This is a genomic window from Massilia cavernae (assembly GCF_003590855.1).
In the GTDB taxonomy this organism is placed as follows: domain Bacteria; phylum Pseudomonadota; class Gammaproteobacteria; order Burkholderiales; family Burkholderiaceae_D; genus Telluria_A; species Telluria_A cavernae.
In genome coordinates this window covers 25,657-45,687 of record NZ_QYUP01000115.1, presented here as the reverse complement: position 1 = coordinate 45,687, position 20,031 = coordinate 25,657, and the positions used below count along the sequence as shown (strand labels likewise).

Below are 20,031 nucleotides of genomic sequence, written 5' to 3'. Positions count from 1 at the left end.
TTGTATCGCTTATTCGTTCCAGGTGTACTCAGGCGCGCTTGGCGACCTTCGCAAATTGCTCTACGCCTACCGGCTCTTCCTTCGCACCGGCGTGGCCGACGCGCCCCAACAGGAAGTGCGACAACGCCGGAATCAGCACCAGGGCGCCCACCATGTTCCAGATGAACATGAAGGTCAGCAAGATGCCCATGTCAGCCTGGAACTTGATCGGCGACCACGCCCAGGTGATCACTCCGGCAGCCAGTGTCACGCCGACCAGGGCCACCACCTTGCCGGTAAAGCGCAATGCATGGCGATACGCATCAGCCAGTGTTGCGCCCGCGCGCTGCTGCTGCAACTGGATCGAGAGCAGGTAAAGGGCATAGTCGACGCCAATGCCCACACCCAAGGCGATCACCGGCAGCGTTGCTACCTTCACGCCCATGCCCAGCGCCACCATCAGCGCTTCACACAGGATCGAAGTGATTACCAGTGGCACCACTGCCACCACCACCGCGCGCCAGCTGCGGAAGGTGATGAAGCACAGTGCAATCACCGCCGCATACACGTACAGCAGCATCGTGACGTTGGCTTGCTTGACCACGATGTTGGTGGCCGCTTCGATCCCGGCACTGCCGGCGGCCAGCAGGAACTGGCGGTCCGGCGTGCTGTGTTCCTTGGCGAACTGCTCCGCTGCCTTCACTACCCGGTCGAGCGTCTCCGCCTTGTGGTCGGAGAGATAGGCGACCACCGGCATGACCGAGCATTCGGTGTTGAACAGGTCCGGATTGCTGGTGGACGCGGTACGCGCCGCGTAGTTCAGCACGTCCTGGTTCGAAGAAATGCTCATCCACTTGTTGCTGCCTTCAAACGAACCGGCGGTGATCTTGCGCACCGCATCCGGCAGCGACATCGTGGTTTGCACACCCGGAATCTGCTGCAACATCCAGCCCAGGCGGTCGGTTTCCATCAGCGTGGCGTATTCCAGGCAACCTTCTGGCCTGGTCTTGACGATCACCGCAAACTGGTCGCTCGAAAGCGAATACTTGCCGGTGATGTAGGCGTTGTCGAGGTTGTAGCGCGACTTGGGACGCAGTTCCGATGCGCCAGGATCGAGGTCGCCGATCTTCAGGTTCAGGCTGACAATGAAGCCCGCCACCGCAATGACGAGCGAGACGGCGATGGCGCCCATGGCCCAGCGCCGCTCGGTAAAGCGTTCCAGCCATTTCCATACGCCGCCTTCTTCGCGCTGCTCGGCGCGTAGCGCACGCGCCGCCGCCTTCTGGCTGACTCCGGCGCAGGACAGCAATACAGGCAGCAGCACGAGATTGGTGAACACCAGCAAGGCCACACCGAGGCTGGCGGTAATCGCCAGGTCCTGGATCACCGGGATGTCGATCAGCATCAATACGGCAAAACCGACCACATCGGCGGCCAGGGCAGTCAAACCAGCGAGGAACAAGCGGCGGAAGGTATACCGTGCGGCGACCAGCTTATGGGTGCCACGACCGACGTCCTGCATGATGCCGTTCATCTTTTGCGCGCCATGCGACACACCAATCGCAAACACCAGGAACGGTACCAGGATCGAATACGGATCGAGCTCGTAGCCGAGCCTGGCGACCAGGCCGAGTTGCCACAGCACCGCGACAACTGAACAGAGCAAGACCAGCGCCGTGCTGCGCATGCAGCGCGTCCACCAGAAGATAATCGCTGCAGCAATCATGGCGGCGACAGCGAAGTAGATCATCATCTGCTGCAAACCGTCCAGGAGGTCGCCCACCACCTTGGCAAAGCCGACGATGCGGATATCGACTCCGGCGCCTTCGGCTTTCGCATACCTGGCGCGGATGTCTTCCAGCTTTTTGGAAAGCTCCCGGTAATCAAGCGCTTTGCCGGTGCGTGCATCCTTGTCCATCAGCGGCACGAAGATCATGCTGGACTTGTAATCGGTACCGACCAGGCTGCCGTAGATCTGCGCGCGGGCGATGTTCTGTCGCAATTGCTCGGTGCGCTCGGGCGATCCGTCGTAATTGTCCGGCATCACGGGACCACCACTGAAGCCCTCTTCGGTCACCTCGTTCCAGCGCACCACCGGCATCCACAGCGACTTGACGTTGGCGCGGTCCACGCCCGGGGTCAGGAACAATTCATCGTTGATCTGCTTCAGCGCCTGCAGGTACGCAGGGTCGAAGATGTCGCCCTTCTTGCTTTCAACCACGATACGCACTGCATTGCCGAGGCCTTTCAGGTCATTGCGGTGGTCCAGGAAGTTTTTGATGTAGGGCTGGTTGTGCGGGATCGTCTTCTCGAATGCCGCATTCAGCGTGAGCTTGGTGGCATAAAAGCCCAGCACCAGCGTGGTCAGCACACAAGCGAGAATCACCAGCAGGCGGTTGTTGAAAATCAGCCGCTCGAAGCGGCTGCCGGAGTTGCTGTCGAAATCCTTCAACGCGCGGATAGGCGGCATGTCGTCGATGTTGTTCGTTACCATTGCATTCTCTCTTTGTTTTACTTCAGCGCTTCGACACGCACCCCGCCGATACCGCCCAATGCGATGGCGCCGTTGCTGGTTTCCGCCATGGCAAATGCCGGCGCAGCCGTCGTGACCTTGGCCCGCTTGAAGCTGATACCGTTATCGCTGCTCACCAGCACCTGCCCGGCCTGGCTGGCCAGTACCACGGAGCCGTCGGCACGAACCATGCCGCTGGCGATGCCGGCATTCACTCCGGTATCGGCCTTGATCCAGGAAGCGCCACCGTCGGTGCTGCGCCAGGCATTGCCGCGCAGCCCATACACCAGCGCCATGTTTTCCGTACCGGTGACGCCAAACAGCGTCCCCTTGTACGGTAGTTCCAGGGAGGTGAAACGACCTTGGGCGCGGTCGTATTTCAATACGAGCCCTTGTTCGGCGGCGATGAACAGCGTGCCGCCGGCAGGACGGATCGCATACAGGTGCAAGGCTTTCGGGTTGTCGACACGGTTCAGCCAGGGCGTCCAGCTCTGGCCGCCGTCTTCGGTGCGCAGGATCAGGTTGAATGCACCGATGACGAAGCCTCGCTTATCGTCTTCGAACCAGACATCGAGGAAGGGCTTATCCGCACCTTGCGCGGCGAAACTTTCGGCGTCCTGCTGTAGCCGTCGTGCGCCAGGTTCGTCCGGATTGGCCGGCTTGCCATAGTGCCTCGACATCAGCGCGGCCGCTTGCTTGCCGTCCAATTGCCTGGTCCAGGTGGCGCCGCCATCGGCGGTGTGCAGGATGACGCCTTCATGGCCGACCGCCCAGCCCTGCTGCGCGCTTGGAAAATATAAAGCCGTGAGATCGGAACTGACCGGCACTTCGGCCTGCGTCCAATTCTTGCCGTCATCGGAATACAAAATGTGGCCGCGCTGGCCTGCGGCGACCAGGCGCTTGCCGGCCACTGCCAATGCATTGAGCGGCGCGCGCAGCGCCAGGGAACTCTTGGCTGCCGGCAGCGCCAGCGGCGATCGGAAGTCCGTTTCAGCTGCGACGGAACCAGTGATCATTGCGGCACCGAGCACCATCGGCGCAAATAGAATTTTGTATTGCACGTCTTTGCTCCTGTCTATATACGTCAGCGGCGGGAGACCATGCCTCGCCTCCCGCAGCCTGCTTTACTGCCTTGTCTTACTAACGAACACCCGAACCTGCAAGACCGTCAGGCGACCAGAACGTGTCCGGCCGCATGGACTCCGAGTACTTGATTCCGCTGGTGCCTGGCCACATGTTGATGTAGTAGCTGCCGGAAATCAGATCGTAGTGACCGGAGGGGCTGTTGTTGTTGGCCGATACGTCATAGGATTGGGTCTGGTAGGAGAAGCCAGGGCGCCAGAGCTGTCCGCGTCCATCGTACTGGTCGACGGCCAGGACATTCCAGCTATCCTCGTCCAGGTAGAAGGTGCGCTTCGAATAGATGTGGCGCTTGTCTTCCTTCAAAGTCGCCTCGATTACCCACATGCGGTGCAGTTCCCAACGTACCATGGACGGATTGATGAACTTCGGCTGGAATACGTCTTCTGCCTTGGCGGCGTAAGTGAACTCATAGGTGTTGTACGGGACGTACATTTCCTTTTTGCCCACCAGTTTCCAGTCGTAGCGGTCCATCTTGCCGTTGAACATGCTGGTGTCGTCATAGGTCGCCATGCCGGAGGTACTGCTATTCGGCGTGTCATAGGCGAGGTCCGGCGCGAGACGCACGCGTCGCTGTCCTGGCAGGTACTGCCAGGCGCGCCGTCCTTTGTTCTCGTCCAGCGCATCCACCACCATCGCACTTTCGCCGGCACGGCGCGTCGGTCCAGTGTAGTTGGCGCGAACCCGGGTGAGCACTGTGGGATCCTCGGGCTTCGATTGGTCGTAGAACGGAGCTTCAGTAAAGTATGTGCCCTGCGTCGACAACACCAGCTTGCCGGAACTGTCGACGTTGTAGGCGGAATACTTGGGCAGGATAACGGACAGGCCTTGATAACGGCCCTTATAGTTCTGCATGACCTCGATGCCGTTCTTTGGAATCGGGAAGGGAATGCCGGCCCGCGCACCCTGTATGGAATATCCATCGTCGGCGACCTTGGCCCGGGTCGCATTCTTGACCGTGTTTTCCAATACGGACTTCGGGAACGCTACGGAGCGATGCGTCTTGTAGACATCGATGCGGAAGTCGGGATTGGCCTTCATCAAGGCCTTGGCGCCTTCGCTCAGCTTGTTCGCATACTGGGCCATGTTCCTGGCATCGATCGAGAACAAGGGCTTTTCACTGGCGAACGGGTCGGGGCGCACCCCACTGCCCTTGATGAAGCCAGCCGGCGGCGTGGTCAGGCCACCCGTATACTCCGGAATGGTGCCCTCCTTGTTGCCGGCCTTTTCCGCGCCGGTTGAGGTCAGCGTGGTGCCGAGCTTCTTCGCTTCTTCCGCGGTGACCGCGGCGTGAGCGATGCCGACGGCCGCGGACAACAGGCCCGCGCCGATCAATGCTGTGACGAGTTTTTTCATCTAAGTCTCCTTTTAGAATGCGGTCTTGAATGTCAGGTAGACCGTGCCGCGGTCTTGCAGCCATGTACCGCTGCCGTTCACAGCCGTCATTTGGCCGGTCGCCGGGTTCACCTGGGAATGCCCGAAGTAGTCGACATACTTCAGGTCAAAGCGGTATTTGCTGTGCACGTCCAGACCGAAGCCGACCGCGTACGTACCAGCAGCCTTGTTGCCGCCAAATTGCACCGCTGCGGCGTTACCCGACATACCGCGTGAGTAGCTCAGTGGCATCGACAGGTCTGCACCCGGGAACACCTGGTACCAAACCGATGTGAAGTTCAATGCCAGGCCGACGAAGTCCCTGCTGACGCGGTCGATGCCGGTGTAGCCGTCACGCCCCTTGAAGAACGCCTGTCCCTGGCTTACCGACAGCCAGCGGTTCCAGGTCATCTCGGCGGCCCAGGAACCCCCTCCCCACAAGGGCGTAGCGGGAAGCGAGCCGAGGGCATTGAGCACGCCATGCACCGTTTCGCCGCGTGCGCCAGGGACATTACCCGGCGTTGGCAAGGCCGCCAGCGAAGTAATGGCGACTGCATCGCTGTTGAGCGGCATGTTCTTGCGGTAGTTCAGATCTGCGCCAAAACTGATGCCGGCGATCTGCTTGGTCAGGCTGATGCCGTACAGGTCGATGTTGTCGGCATAGCTCATGAAATACTGGCGCGGCGCGGCGGCCATGATGGAGAGCTGCGGCAGCCTGTCGGAGAACTGGCGCACGTAGAGGCCCATCGTCCCGTCCAGCCATTCCGGGCTCCAGCGTGCGGACAGCCCCCAATCGCCACGCTCCTTCGGCTTGATGTCCTTACCGCGAGCCGCACGCACGCCAGGTGCGAGATACAGCGCTTCGCCGCCGAATTGCAGCGCATCGTTGAAGCCCAGATAAGAGCCACCTTCAGGAATGCGGGTGGCGTCCCATTCAAAGAAGTATTGACCGGCAAACGTCAATGCCGGCGTTACCTGGACAGCGCCGGATATCTGGGTCTGGGGCAGGAACAATTCTTTGGCCTCGACGCCCGGATTCGCAAAGCCCTTGGCCTGATCCAGCGGTGCCTGTGCATACGTCACGCCGTGGATGGCGCCGCTGCCCAGCAGCGCTTCGCCCCAGTTCACGGTATGGCGGCCGGCGCGCACCGTAACCGCCGTGTTGCCAGCGTCGAAACCGCCGAACACAAAGGCGTCAAGGACTTCACCGGACAAGCCGTTGTAATAGCGGTCTGCATACGGGGACAAGCCAAAGGCCGGCGCACCGTTGACCAAATGGTTGGAGGTGGCGAGGCTGGTGTTGTCGAAGCCGCCCGAATACGCCTGGTCATACCAGGATGCCACGGACACGCGGGCGCCGAATTTCTTTTGATAGACGACGTCGAATTCGGTCAGCAAGTCGAGACGGTTGGTTACCGTGCTGCCCTTCTTGAAATTACGGTTACCGTCGTCGGCGTTCAGGTTCAGCAGGATGCTGCGATTTTGCTTTTCGACGCGATGGCCGAAGTTGTAACGGATGGTGTTATCGAAGCGCAGCTGCACGTCGTCATTGCCGGTAGGGATTTCGAATGCGTTCGCGCTGGCGCAGAAGCCCGCGCACAAGGCAGCAGCCGCTGCCGCAAATGCGGTACGCCGAAAGCCGCTGAATCGCACTTGTTTGGTATTGCTCATCTTGATTCTCCTAAGTCTTTATTTTTTTTCTAATGCTTTTTTGTCCCCTGCTGCGCATTTGCATCAGAGCCTCCCAGAGCGCTTCAAATCCGCATGTCGCCTCCCTCCATCTTCACTGCCCCCTCGTAGTGGATTGGTTTTGCTTCTTTTTTAATCAGTGTCGGCATGCCCCGTTCCCTTCAACGCGAGGTTAAACGAGGCGAATTTCCGCTCGCCCCCCTCCAAAGAGGGGTCAAGACAGGCCGACAAGACAAAGCAACGCGTCGCGCTTTCAGCGACACGCCAAGCCAGGAATGCCTTTAGCGAACTAAGGCCTTACGTTGTTGGAAAGAGAGATATGGTGTTCGGCCTCAATGTCGAACGCCGATACGGTGCCTTGACGCTGGCCCATAAGGAGTAAGGGCGGAAACCCGCCCAACCTTTGACCAGTGGCAAAAAGATCATCGTGGTGCCGCCGTGGAAACGGTATACTGAGAGGATAAGCTCAGAACTATCAAAGGATATCCATGCAACCTACTTCCGGCTTCTCCGGCAGCCTGTTTGTGGTCGCCGCGCCTTCCGGCGCCGGCAAGTCCACCCTGGTCAACGCGCTGCTGGCGCAGGAACCGGGCATCAAGCTGTCGATCTCCACCACCACCCGCGCGCCGCGTCCCGGCGAAGTGGATGGCCGCGAGTACCATTTCACCACTAGCGAAGACTTCCTCGCGCGTACCGAGCGCGAGGAATTCCTGGAGTGGGCCGAAGTGCACGGTAACTACTACGGCACCTCGCGCCTGATGGTCGAGAAGGAAATGAAGACCGGCACCGACATCCTGCTCGAAATCGACTGGCAGGGCGCGCGCCAGGTGAAAAAGCAGTTCCCGGACGCGGCCGGCATCTTCATCCTGCCGCCGTCGATCGCGGCGCTGGAAGAACGCCTGCACAAGCGCGGCACCGACGAACCGCAGATTATTACGCGCCGCTTGCTGGCGGCCGGCGGCGAGATCGCTCACGCCCCGGAGTTCGAGTATGTTATTATCAATGAAGAGTTCAACGTCGCCTTGTCCGAGATGAGGTCGATTGTCCAAGCGACCCGCAGCCGTTTTGCCCAGCAAGCCGCGCGCAACGCCTCGCTTTTTGCCCAACTGGGTATCCACGCGCAACAATCGTGACACGGCACACCCCGTACAAAATTAGGAGTAATTATGGCCCGCATTACCATTGAAGATTGCCTGAAGCATATCCCTAACCGCTTCCAGCTGACCCTGGTCGCCACCTACCGCGCTCGTCAGTTGCTGCAAGGCCACACTCCAAAGGTCGAAGCCAAGGACAAGCCAACCGTCATCGCGCTGCGTGAAGTTGCAGCTGGTAAAGTAGGCCTGGAAATGCTGAAGAAGGTCCCGATGTAATTTCGGGGCTTGCCTGAGTTAACATTATCGCGGCCGACCGACCTTGCGTATGAACCTGACAACACCGGATTCGACACAAACAGGCACTTCGGGTCGCCGGGCCGCGCGTCCGGCGACCAAGCCGCAAGAACCAGCCCCACCCGCCGCGCCGTCCGGCGTCGCTTCAGTCACCCAGTTATCGGCCAAGCTGGCCGAATACCTGAACCCTTCCGAGCTCAAGAAGGTCAAGGAAGCATACCGTTTCTCCGACGAGATGCACCTCGGCCAGGTCCGCAAGTCGGGCGAGCCCTACATCTCCCATCCGATCGCCGTCGCCGAGATCTGCGCCGACTGGAAGCTCGACGTCCAGGCCATCCAGGCCGCGCTGCTGCATGACGTGATGGAAGACCAGGACGTCAAGAAGGATGAACTGATCGAGCGCTTCGGCGCGCCGGTCGCCTCCCTTGTCGACGGCCTGTCCAAGCTGGAGAAAATCGAATTCCAGAGCCAGATCGAAGCGCAGGCGGAGAACTTCCGCAAGATGCTGCTGGCGATGGCTTCGGACGTGCGCGTCATCCTGATCAAGCTGGCCGACCGCCTGCACAACATGCGCACGCTCGAGCACATGACACCGGTGAAGAAGCGCCGCATCGCCGCCGAGACGATGGAAGTGTATGTGCCAATCGCGCACCGCCTCGGCCTGAACAACATCTACCGCGAGCTGCAGGACCTGTCGTTCTCCCACCTTTACCCGCTGCGCTACCGCACGCTGGGCAAGGCGGTCAGGGCCGCGCGCGGCAACCGCCGCGAGGTGGTCAAGAAGATCCTCGAAGCGGTCAAGAGCACGCTGGCGGCCGCCGGCATCGGCGCCGAAGTCTACGGCCGCGAAAAGACCCTGTATGGCATCTACAAAAAGATGCGCAACAAGCACCTGTCGTTCTCGCAGGTGCTCGACGTGTACGGCTTCCGCGTGGTGGTCGACAGCTTCGCCAACTGTTATGTGGCGCTCGGCACCCTGCACGGCCTGTACAAGCCGATGCCGGGCAAGTTCAAGGACTACATCGCGATCCGCAAGCTCAATGGCTACCAGTCGCTGCACACCACCCTGATCGGCCCCTACGGCACCCCGGTCGAATTCCAGATCCGCACGCAAGACATGCACCGCACCGCCGAATCGGGCGTGGCGGCGCACTGGCTGTACAAGACCGGCGACTCCAACATGTCGGACCTGCAGCAGAAGACCCACGCCTGGCTGCAGTCGCTGCTCGACATCCAGCAGCAGACCGGCGACTCGGCCGAATTCCTCGAGCACGTCAAGGTCGACCTGTTCCCTGATTCGGTGTACGTGTTCACGCCGAAGTCGAAGATCATCGCGCTGCCGCGCGGCGCCACCGCGCTCGATTTCGCCTACACCATCCACACCGGCATCGGCGACCACACGGTCTCGGTCAAGATCAACAACGAGCCGGCGGCGCTGCGCACCGAGCTGCATAACGGCGACATCGTCGAAATCGAAACCAACCCGGACTCGCGCCCTTCCCCGACCTGGCTGGCGTTCGTCCGCACCGGCAAGGCGCGTTCCGCGATCCGCCACCACCTGCGCACGATCAACCTGACCGAGTCGGTCGAACTGGGCCAGGAACTGCTGGCGCAGGCGCTGACCTCACTGAACGTCAACCCCGACCTGCCCGACCCGACCATCGAGAAACTGCTCAATGAGTCGTCGGCCAAGTCGATCGAAGAACTGTATGCCGACATCGGCATCGGCAAGCGCATGGCCACGCTGGTGGCGCGCCACATCTTCGGCCTGATGGACGAATTCACCGGCGTCCAGCCGTCCAGCGCCGCCGCGGCCAACGAGCTCGACCCGGTCACGATCTACGGCAGCGAGGGCGTGTCGGTGCAGCTGGCGGCCTGCTGCCTGCCGATCCCGGGCGACCAGGTCATGGGCCAGCTGCGCCGCGACCAGGGCCTGATGGTGCACACCTCCGACTGCGTGCCGGCCAAGCGCCTGCGCACCAAGGAGCCGGACCGCTGGATCCCGGTGCAGTGGGGCGCGGAGCTGAACCGCCGCTTCGACTGCCGCATCCGCCTCCTGATCAACAACGAAAAAGGCATCCTGGCGCGGGTGGCCGCCGAAATCGGCGAGTCCGACGCCAACATCACCTACGTGGGGATGGACGAGGATGACGAACACGTGATGACGCAGCTGCGCTTCACGATCCAGGTGAAGGACCGCGTCCACCTGGCCCACCTGATCCGCAACCTGCGCCGCGTCGGCGGCGTCAACCGGGTCGAACGCGAACGCCCATAACGGCCTCCCGGTCAGGCGTGGGGCGCGCCGACATCCGGTGGTGCATGCGCCTCAGTCCCAGCCACACCAGGCCGACAATCAGCGGAATCAGCGCGCCGGTCGCGATGTCCGGGTTGACCGGCATCCCGGCCGCCTTGGCCGCCTTGCCCACGTAACTGAGCAGGCCGATCGAATAGTAGGAGATCGCCACCACCGACAATCCCTCCACCGCCTGCTGCAGCCGCAGCTGCTGGGCCGCGCGCGTGTTGAGCGATTCGAGGATGTCGCGGTTCTGCTGCTCCTGCACGATGCCGACCCGGGTGCGCAGCAGGGCGTTGGTGCGCGCGATCCGTTCGGCCAGCTCTTCCTGCCGGCGCACCGTCGATTCGCAGGTGTTCATCGCCGGCGCGAGGCGCCGGTCCATGAATTCGCGCACGGTTGGTATGCCTTCGACGCGGGTCTCGCGCAGTTCGTCGATACGGGCCAGCACCAGGCGGTAGTAGGCCTTCGAGGCTGCGAAACGGTAGCTGTTGTCCAGCGCCTGTTTCTCCATGCGGGCTGCCAGTGCCGTGAGCTTCTGCAGCAGCTCGCGCTCTTCGTTCGGCCCACCCTCGGCAACCCGCTGGATCGAGTCGGTCATGCCGGCAGTCAGGCGCACCAGGTCGTCCTCGATGGCATTGAGTACCGGCGCCGATTGCTGGGCATGCGGAAGCCCGAGCAAGGCCATCATGCGGTAGGTCTCCACCTCCAGCACGCGCTGGACCAGGCGCCCGGCCTGCTGGTACTGCATGCCCAGGTCCTGGATGATGACGCGCCCGAAACCGTCGGGTGCTATCGCAAAGTCCGTCCATACCCTCGCGAAATCATGGCTGTCGCAGCCCGCCGCCAGGTTGCCGCCGAAGGCCCGGCCCATGTCCGACATGGTCGCGCCGCTTTTGGTCATGGCGACGTGGGTGGCCACCATGATCCGGCCCGCCAGCGATTGCAGCCACTCCTCCGGCACATGGCGCAGCGGCACCTGGTCGAACGCGCGTTCGAGCGGCAGCGGCGCATCGAGCCGCTCGGCGAAGGTATAGGTGGCGAACTCGGTGTGCGACTCCCACTGCAGGCGGAAGCTGCCGAAATCATGGAAGAAATAGCGCGCGTCGCGGGTGGGCCCGGCGACGCCGAAGTGCAGGCACAGCGCGGCCAGCAGTTCGTGCTGCCGGCCGGCGTGCTCCAGCAAGGGATTGCCGTTTTCGCGCAGGTAGACCGCAAGGTGGGTCAGCTGCTCATGCCCGGTGAGCCGCAGCGAAGGCCGCGAATGGATTTCGGCCGCAAGGGGTATGCGCAGGAGGTGGTTCAGGTTGGTATGGACGATCGCCATTGCATCTCTCGTTAGTTTGGAATCAGTCCTCGATAGGCCGCGGATAAGTCACGTTCAGCACCTCGAGTTCGTCGGCGCCCAGCGGCGTCTGCAGCGTGATCAGGTCGCCCTCGCGCGCCTTGGTCAGCGCGCGCGCCACCGGCGACACCCAGCTGATCTTGCCGTTCAGCGGGTCGAGTTCGTCGATTCCGACGATGGTGACCCGGTGTTCCTCGCCGGCCGCGTTGGCGTAGGTGACGGTGGCGCCGAAGAACACCTGGTCGTTCCCGTAATGGACACTGGGGTCCACCACGGCGGCCGAATCCATGCGCTTGGTCAGGAAGCGGATGCGGCGGTCGATCTCCCGCAGGCGCTTCTTGCCGTAGATGTAGTCGCCGTTTTCCGAGCGGTCGCCGTTCGACGCCGCCCAGTGCACCACGCGCACCACCTCCGGCCGGTCGACGTCGATCAGCTGCAGCAGTTCGTCCTTGATGCGCTGGTACCCGGCCGGCGTGATGTAGTTCTTCGCCCCTGCCGGGATGGCCTGCGCAAGGGCGGCCGCTTCTTCGTCCTCGTCGTTGTCCGACTCTTTAACAAATGCCTTGTTCATCAGTCTATTGTAACGGCGCCCGCGCCTTTGTGCTCGCAGCCGTTTTGGGCCCCGCCGCAGGTGATTTCACGTATCATTCCCGGACTTCCATCCACCATCCGTACGATGACCCACAACCTGCCGCCGGCGGCCGACGCGCTGCATGCTTTCGCCGCCCATACCCCGGGCCTGGTCTACCAGTTCGCGATGCATCCCGGCGGCCGTGTCGCCTTTCCCTACCTGAGCGAAGGCTGCAGCGCCCTGCTCGGCCTGCCCGCGGCCGAACTGCAGGACCACCCCGAGCGCTTCCTGCAGCTGATCGTCCCGGACGACCGTAAGGCTTACCTCGATTCGATGCATGCTTCGGCCAGCTCGATGACGGCGTGGAATTGGGAAGGCCGCATCGCCATCGACGACGCCTGGAACGACGAAAAGTGGATCAACCTGCGCTCGACCCCGCACCCGCTGCCGGACGCGCCCGGCGCCGTGCAGTGGGACGGCATCATGACCAATATCACCGCCGGCAAGCGCGAGCAGGAGGAGACGGCGCGCTCGCGCGCCCGCCTGGCCGAGCTGACGGCGCATATCGAACAGGTCAAGGAAGAGGAACGCACCCGCATCGCGCGCGAGATCCACGACGACCTGGGCGGCAACCTCACCGCCATCAAGATGGCGCTGGCGATGCTGGCCAGCCGCCTGCCAGCCGACAATCCTGAGCTGGCGGAGAAAACCGCCTACGTCGATGCCCTGGTCGACCGCACCATCGAAGCGGTGCACCGCATCACCCTCGACCTGCGTCCGTCGATGCTGGACTTCGGCATCGTCGCCGCGCTGGAGTGGCAGGCCGGCGAATTCGAAAAGCAGATGGGCATCCGCTGTGCTTTCACCTGCCCGGATAAGGAAATCGAGCTTCCCAGCGACCACGCCGCCGCGCTGTTCCGGATCTTCCAGGAGGCGCTGACGAATATCGCCAAGCACGCGAAGGCGACCAGGGTGACGGTGTGCCTGCAGCGCCGCCGCCACGAGATCGTGCTGACCATCGAAGACAACGGCGTCGGCATCGCCCCGGCCGACCGCCTCAAGCCGCAAGCGTTCGGCCTGCGCGGCATGAGCGAGCGTGCGCGCGCGCTGGGCGGTACGCTGGCCTTGTCGGGGGCGCCCGGAGGTGGCACGATAGTAACCATCAAGACCACAGAGCAACAGCGCGCAAGCTAATGAACCAAAAAACAACCATCCGGGTCTTCATCGCCGACGACCACGCCATCGTGCGCGCGGGACTCAAGCAGATCCTTTCCGACTCGCCCGACATCATCGTCGCCGGCGAAGCCGAGAACGGCCTCGACGCGATCAAGATGTTCCGAAAGGCGAAGTGCCACGTCATGCTGCTGGACATTTCCATGCCGGACAAGAGCGGCATCGACGTGCTCAAGCAGGTGAAGAAGGAAAACCCCGACATGGCGGTGCTGATGCTGTCGATGCACCGCGAAGACCAGTACGCGATCCGCTCGCTCAAGGCGGGCGCGGCCGGCTACCTGACCAAGCAGAGCGCGCCGAAGGAGCTGGTGACGGCGATCCGCCAGGTGGCCGCCGGTCAGAAATACGTCAGCGCCGCGCTGGCGCAGGAACTGGCCGCCCAGGTCAGCGAAGACCATACCACCCCGCTGCACGACACCTTGTCCGACCGCGAATACCAGACCCTGACCATGATCGCCTCGGGCAAGACGGTCAGCGCGATCGCCGAGGAGCTGTCGCTGTCGGTCAAGACCATCAGCGAATACCGCGCCCGCCTGCTGGTGAAGATGAAACTGAAAAACAGTGCCGAGCTGACCCACTACGCCATCAAGAACCAGCTGATCGAATAGACGGACGGCACCATTTATTAATGCTGAGAAATAAGGCAGGTTTACCCGCCTTATCTTCGCGATGGCAAAGCGGTAAGCCGCTTATCATTCGTGCAATCGAATATGTCATCACAGCGCCATGTCCACTTCCCCCGCCCAGAATCCCGCCGACATCGCGCGCGAAGCCTTCCGCCGCCTTGCAGTGAAACGTATCGCGCCGACGCCCGAGGCCTACCGCACCATCTATAACGACATCGCGGGCATCACCGGGGCACAGGCCGCGCCTGCCGAGGGCGCCGCCGCCGAACTGGTGCTGGGCCAGGTCACGACCCGCCTCAGCGAAACCCCGGGCGAGGTTGGCGAAGCCGGACGCCGCCTGCAGCGCACCCTCAAGGCGCGCGACTGGGAAGGCCTCACGCGCGGCATGACCCAGTTGCTGGATAAACAACTCAAGAAGCCCGGCCCGTTCGAACTGGCCGTGCTGGCCGACGAACCTGAGGCGCGCCTGCTGCGCGACCTGCTCAGCCGCACGCTGGTGTTCGCGGTGGCCTCGCTGCTGGCCGGCTCCCCTGCCTTGGCCGGCGAAGCCGAATCGCTGGGCGCGGCCGTCAAGACCGCCAACAACGAGTCCGCGCTGAACGAAGTGGCGGCCCGCCTCAAGCAGCTGTGCTACCAGATCGAGATCCGTAGCGGCGACGTGGCCGAGCAGCAGGAACTGCTGCTGCGCCTGTTCCGCCTGCTGCTGGAAAACGTCAGCGAACTGCTGGACGACGACAGCTGGCTGCGCGGCCAGGTCGACGCGGTAAAAAACCTGATCGCCGGCCCGCTCGACCAGCGCGCGCTGGAAGAGGCGATGCGCAGCATGAAGGAAGTAATCTACAAGCAGGGCCAGCTCAAGCACAGCCTGTCGGACGTCAAGCACACCGTGCGCAACATGATGATGACGTTCATCGACCGCCTCGGCTCGGTGGCGGAGTCGACCGGCGACTTCCACGAGAAGATCGGCGGCTACTCCGAACAGATCAGCCATGCGGCCAACATCGACGAACTGAACGTAGTGCTCGACAACGTGCTGCGCGACACCCGCGCGGTGCAGGAAGAAACCCTGAAGTCGCGCGACCGCATGGTGGCGGCAAGGCAGGAAATGCACGACGCCGAGACGCGCATCCATACCCTCGAGGAAAAGCTGCGCCACCTGAGCGACCTGGTGCGCGAAGACCAGCTCACCGGCAGCCTGAACCGCCGTGGCCTGGACGACGTGTTCGAGCGCGAGATGGCGCGCGCCGACCGCCGCGGCACGCCGCTGTGCATCGCCATGCTCGATCTGGACGACTTCAAGCGCCTGAACGACACCTACGGCCACATCGCGGGCGACTCCGCGCTGAAGCACCTTGTACAGATCGTCAAGAGCACGCTGCGCTCGATGGACGTGATCGCGCGCTTCGGCGGCGAGGAATTCCTGATCCTGCTGCCGGAAACGACGGTGGAAGCGGCGTCGCAGACCATGACCCGCCTGCAGCGCGACCTGACCAAGCACTTCTTCCTGCACGAAAACGAAAAATTGCTGATCACTTTCTCTGCCGGCGTCGCCATGCGCCTGCCCCACGAGGGCCAGGAAACCCTGATCAAGCGCGCCGACTCGGCGATGTACAAGGCCAAGAAGAGCGGCAAGAACCGCGTCGTCATCGCCGAATAGGGAGTTCCCGCCTCGCGCATGGTGGGAAAGCGAAGCTTTTCTGGGGCACAAAACCCATCAATCTGGCCAGGAAATTTTAATTTTTTGACCCTAAAGTTTCTTTTCCATCTGTCGTCTTAGCGGGACCGCATTCAAAAATTAAAGGCCTGGCCAATGAAATAAATCATGTTTTTCTCCATCAACTTTTTCGGGGTGCCACCGTTATCTGACTCAGCCGCGGTGTGATTGTTTCAGAACACGGAAGCAGACCAAGGTGACCAGTGGCACGTTGCCCACCCCGAAATACAAGCAGCACTCGTCTGGAGAAATACCATGGCAGCAAATATCAATACCAATATCGCCTCGCTGAACTCGCAGCGTAACCTGAACGCTTCGCAATCGTCGCTGGCGACCTCGCTGCAGCGCCTGTCCTCGGGCCTGCGCATCAACAGCGCCAAAGACGACGCGGCAGGCCTGGCGATTTCGGATCGCATGACCAGCCAGATCAACGGCCTGAACCAGGCAGCACGTAACGCAAACGACGGCATCTCGCTGGCGCAGACCGCTGAAGGCGGCCTGTCCACCGCGACCGACCTGCTGCAGCGTATGCGTACCCTGGCAGTGCAAGCTGCCAACGGTACCAACTCGGCTTCGGATCGTTCGTCTGTCCAGCAGGAAGTCAGCCAGCTGCAACAGGAACTGAACCGTGTTGCGACCAGCACCCAGTTCAACGGCCAGAACGTCCTCGACGGCACCCTGAACAATGCCCAGTTCCAGGTTGGCGCGAACTCGAACCAGACGATCAACTTCTCGATCGGCAGCGCCCAAGCTTCGGCAATCGGCAACAACACCCTGGCCCAGAACACCGGCGGCACCTCGATCAACGCAGTTGCTTCGGCATCGGCTGCGATCGCTGCCAACAACGTTGCAGCCGGCACCCTGACCATCCAGGGCAACGGCGCCTCGACCGGTGCACTGACCGTTGCCGTTGGCGCATCGGGCAAGGCTATCGTCGACACCGTCAACGCGGCTTCCGGCGCCACCGGCGTGACTGCAAGCGCAACCACCCAGGCAACCCTGGGCGGCTTCGTGGCCGGCACCGTGTCGCTGACCCTGCAAGGCGCGCCTACCTCGGCCGGCGCTGCCAACCCGGTGACCATCAGCGCCACCCTGGCGTCGGCCACCGACGTCGGCTCGCTGACCAAGGCGATCAACGACCAGACCGGCTCGACCGGCATCACCGCCGTTGCAGACACCTCGACCGGCAAGATCTCGCTGACCCAGGCCCAGGGTTACGACATCGGCGTGAAGAACAACTCCACACAGACCGCCATCACCGTGACCGGCATGGCAGCTGCCGACGGCGGCACCGGCACCGCGGCGACCCTGACCGCGTCCGCAGCCATCGGCTCGGCAGCGACCGTCGGCGCGAAGGTAACCTTCAGCTCGGCATCGGCTTTCACCGCCACCGCCAGCGCTGCAGGCGTACTGAGCACCACCGGTTCGGCGGTCAGCTCGGGCCTGTCGGCTGTGTCGTCGATCGACGTTACCGCAATGACCAACGGCATCCCAAGCGGCGCAAACAACGCGCTGAAGGTGATCGACTCGGCACTGGCCAACATCAGCAACGCCCGCGCGTCGCTGGGTGCGGCCCAGAACCGTTTCACCAACACCATCAGCAACCTGCAAGCCACTTCGGAAAACCTGAGCAGCGCACGCAGCCGCATCCAGGACACCGACTTCGCAGCTGAAACGGCCAACCTGACCCGCGGCCAGATCCTGCAGCAAGCCGGTACCGCGATGCTGGCGCAAGCCAACTCGCTGCCGAACGGCGTCCTGTCCCTGCTGCGTGGTTAATCAACAGCAGTAGCAGTACCAGCCTGACCCAGAATCCCCGCGCCGGCTTGACCGGCCCGGGGATTTTTTTCGCCTGTACCTCGACGCTGCCGCGTGCCGCGCAGTCCCTCACCGCCAAGAATCCAGCCCCAGATTTAATTTCTATTTGCCCTCAAGTTTGGATTTTTACTGCCGTTTAGCGGGGCGGCTTGAGGAAATATGAGGCCAAAAAAGCGAAATAAAGTCGCGTTTTCTCCATCAACTTTTTCGGGAAGCCACCGTTACCTGATTCAACTACGGTGTGATTGCTTCGGAACAGGGGAGCAGACCAAGGTGAACTGCGGCACGTCGCCCACCCCGATTCAAGCAGTATGTGTGGAGCAATACAATCATGGCAGCTAACATCAACACCAACATCGCCTCGCTGAACTCGCAGCGCAACCTGAACGCATCCCAGAACTCGCTCGCGACCTCGCTGCAGCGCCTTTCTTCCGGCCTGCGTATCAACAGCGCGAAAGACGACGCAGCAGGCCTGGCGATTTCGGATCGCATGACCAGCCAGATCAACGGCCTGAACCAGGCAGCACGCAACGCCAACGACGGCATCTCGATGGCCCAGACCGCTGAAGGCGGCCTCGCAACGGCAACCGACCTGCTGCAGCGCATGCGCACCCTGGCCGTGCAAGCTGCCAACGGCACCAACTCCGCCTCCGACCGTTCGTCCCTGCAGCAGGAAGTCAGCCAGCTGCAACAGGAACTGAACCGCGTAGCGACCAGCACCCAGTTCAACGGCCAGAACGTCCTCGACGGCACCCTGAACAACGCCCAGTTCCAGGTCGGCGCCAACGCCAACCAGACCATCAACTTCTCGATCGGCAGCGCCCAGGCTTCGGCAATCGGCAACAATACCCTGCCACAGAACACCGGCGGCACCGCGATCAACGCAGTTGCTTCGGCATCGGCTGCGATCGCTGCCAACAACGTGGCAGCCGGCACCCTGACCATCCAGGGCAACGGCGCCTCAACCGGCGCCCTGACCGTTGCCGTTAGCGCATCGGGCAAGGTAATTGCCGATACCGTCAACGCAGCAGCCGGCGCCACCGGCGTGACCGCCAGCGCTTCCACCCAGGCAACCCTGGGCGGCTTCGTGGCCGGTACCGTGTCGCTGACCCTGCAAGGCGCGCCTACCTCGGCCGGCGCCGCCAATCCGGTGACCATCAGCGCCACCCTGGCGTCGGCCACCGACGTCGGCGCGCTGACCAAGGCGATCAACGACCAGACCGGCTCGACCGGCATCACCGCGGTGGCCGATCCAGTGACCGGCAAGATCACGATGACCCAGTCCCAGGGCTACGACATCGGCGTGAAGAACAACTCGGCGCAGACCGCCATCACCGTGACCGGCATGGCGGCAGCCGACGGCGGTTCCGGCACCGCGGTGACCCTGACCGCGACCACCGTCAACGGCTCGGCAGCGACCGTCGGCGCCAAGGTGACCTTCAGCTCGGCATCCGGCTTCACCGCCACCGCCAGCGCAGCAGGCATCATGAGCACGGTCGGTTCCGCAGTCAGCTCGAACCTGTCGGCAGTGTCGTCGATCGATGTGACCGCAATGACCAACGGCATCCCAAGCGGCGCAAACGGCGCGCTGAAGGTGATCGACTCGGCGCTGGCCAACATCAGCAACTCGCGTGCTTCGCTCGGTGCGGTGCAGAACCGCTTCACCAACACCATCAGCAACCTGCAGGCGACGTCGGAAAACCTGGCAAGCGCACGCAGCCGCATCCAGGACACCGACTTCGCAGCGGAAACGGCCAACCTGACCCGCGGCCAGATCCTGCAGCAAGCAGGTACCGCCATGCTGGCCCAGGCCAACCAGCTGCCGAACGGCGTGCTGTCCCTGCTGCGCGGTGGTTAAACAGTAAGTAAATCGTAATTTGAAGCCATCCCCGGACCGGTCCTTGCCGTCCGGGGACATTTTCGTTGGAGAGGAATTGCCATGAAATTACAGCCCTTAGGCAGCATGATGCCAAAAGCCGATACCTACGACCGGACCGCGGCGCCGGTCAGCACCCCAGCTCCGGCGGTGGCGGCGCTCCACACAGTCAATCCGGTGCAGCAGAAGGACCCGGCCAGCGAACTGGGCGACGTGGACGATGCCGTCAAGACCATCAATAAGACGGTCCAGGCGATATCGCCCAGCCTGGAGTTTTCGATCGACACCGACAGCAAGCGCACCGTGGTCAAGGTGATCGACCTGGACACCCGCGAAGTGATCCGCCAGATGCCCAGTGTTGAAGCTTTGGAAATCGCCAAGGCGCTGGACCGCCTGCAGGGCTTGCTGATAAGGCAAAAGGCATGAAGTAATTGCCGAATAACCGAACTGGCGGGGAAACAACCCTCTAAAGT

The 20,031-nt window shown here is 62.4% G+C and carries 15 protein-coding genes; 9 read left to right on the top strand and 6 right to left on the bottom strand.

Annotated elements, in window-relative coordinates:
- Positions 1-28: 28 nt before the first annotated feature.
- The 4 genes from D3872_RS12850 to D3872_RS12835 form a co-directional block, all read right to left on the bottom strand.
- Entirely contained in the window at positions 29-2,473 is a 2,445-nt protein-coding gene (locus tag D3872_RS12850) for an efflux RND transporter permease subunit (RefSeq protein ID WP_119811137.1), read from the bottom strand.
- 17 nt (positions 2,474-2,490) lie between these two features.
- Positions 2,491-3,552 carry a WD40/YVTN/BNR-like repeat-containing protein gene (locus D3872_RS12845; protein ID WP_220476936.1) on the bottom strand — a complete coding sequence of 354 codons (1,062 nt, stop codon included), beginning with the start codon at positions 3,550-3,552 and terminating at the stop codon, positions 2,491-2,493.
- Positions 3,553-3,631: 79 nt separating this feature from the next.
- Positions 3,632-4,987: a DUF1329 domain-containing protein gene (locus D3872_RS12840; RefSeq protein WP_119811135.1), complete on the bottom strand. Its 1,356-nt coding sequence runs from the start codon at positions 4,985-4,987 to the stop codon at positions 3,632-3,634.
- A gap of 12 nt (positions 4,988-4,999) precedes the next feature.
- Entirely contained in the window at positions 5,000-6,676 is a 1,677-nt protein-coding gene (locus D3872_RS12835; RefSeq protein WP_119811134.1) for a DUF1302 domain-containing protein, read from the bottom strand.
- A gap of 506 nt (positions 6,677-7,182) precedes the next feature.
- Here D3872_RS12835 and gmk point away from each other — a divergent pair.
- Genes gmk through D3872_RS12820 form a run of 3 tightly spaced genes read left to right on the top strand, consistent with a single transcriptional unit; the run spans position 7,183 to position 10,357 of the window.
- Positions 7,183-7,827 carry a guanylate kinase gene (gene gmk / locus D3872_RS12830; protein WP_119811133.1) on the top strand — a complete coding sequence of 215 codons (645 nt, stop codon included), beginning with the start codon at positions 7,183-7,185 and terminating at the stop codon, positions 7,825-7,827.
- Between the two features lie 33 nt (positions 7,828-7,860).
- The gene (rpoZ, locus tag D3872_RS12825; protein WP_119811132.1) at positions 7,861-8,064 is read left to right on the top strand and encodes a DNA-directed RNA polymerase subunit omega; all 204 of its coding nucleotides are present in this window, start codon (positions 7,861-7,863) and stop codon (positions 8,062-8,064) included.
- Between the two features lie 49 nt (positions 8,065-8,113).
- Entirely contained in the window at positions 8,114-10,357 is a 2,244-nt protein-coding gene (locus D3872_RS12820) for a RelA/SpoT family protein (protein ID WP_119811131.1), read from the top strand.
- Here D3872_RS12820 and D3872_RS12815 read toward each other — a convergent pair.
- Positions 10,329-11,702: a DUF3422 family protein gene (locus D3872_RS12815; RefSeq protein ID WP_119811130.1), complete on the bottom strand. Its 1,374-nt coding sequence runs from the start codon at positions 11,700-11,702 to the stop codon at positions 10,329-10,331. The genes D3872_RS12820 and D3872_RS12815 overlap by 29 nt on opposite strands.
- Before the next feature lie 22 nt (positions 11,703-11,724).
- On the bottom strand, positions 11,725-12,291 hold the full coding sequence (greB, locus tag D3872_RS12810; RefSeq protein ID WP_119811129.1) for a transcription elongation factor GreB: 567 nt from the start codon (positions 12,289-12,291) through the stop codon (positions 11,725-11,727).
- Between the two features lie 105 nt (positions 12,292-12,396).
- Between greB and D3872_RS12805 the strand changes: the two genes are divergently transcribed.
- The 6 genes from D3872_RS12805 (at position 12,397) to D3872_RS12780 (ending at position 19,984) form a co-directional block, all read left to right on the top strand.
- Positions 12,397-13,485: a sensor histidine kinase gene (locus D3872_RS12805; RefSeq protein WP_119811128.1), complete on the top strand. Its 1,089-nt coding sequence runs from the start codon at positions 12,397-12,399 to the stop codon at positions 13,483-13,485.
- On the top strand, positions 13,485-14,132 hold the full coding sequence (locus D3872_RS12800; RefSeq protein ID WP_119811127.1) for a response regulator: 648 nt from the start codon (positions 13,485-13,487) through the stop codon (positions 14,130-14,132). The genes D3872_RS12805 and D3872_RS12800 overlap by 1 nt, the downstream gene beginning before the upstream one ends.
- Before the next feature lie 118 nt (positions 14,133-14,250).
- Positions 14,251-15,807: a GGDEF domain-containing protein gene (locus D3872_RS12795; protein WP_119811126.1), complete on the top strand. Its 1,557-nt coding sequence runs from the start codon at positions 14,251-14,253 to the stop codon at positions 15,805-15,807.
- Positions 15,808-16,119: 312 nt separating this feature from the next.
- Entirely contained in the window at positions 16,120-17,643 is a 1,524-nt protein-coding gene (locus D3872_RS12790; protein WP_119811125.1) for a flagellin N-terminal helical domain-containing protein, read from the top strand.
- Positions 17,644-18,013: 370 nt separating this feature from the next.
- On the top strand, positions 18,014-19,540 hold the full coding sequence (locus tag D3872_RS12785) for a flagellin N-terminal helical domain-containing protein (RefSeq protein ID WP_119811124.1): 1,527 nt from the start codon (positions 18,014-18,016) through the stop codon (positions 19,538-19,540).
- Positions 19,541-19,621: 81 nt separating this feature from the next.
- Positions 19,622-19,984, top strand: coding sequence for a flagellar protein FlaG (locus D3872_RS12780; protein WP_119811123.1), 363 nt, complete (start codon positions 19,622-19,624; stop codon positions 19,982-19,984).
- Positions 19,985-20,031 lie beyond the last annotated feature (47 nt).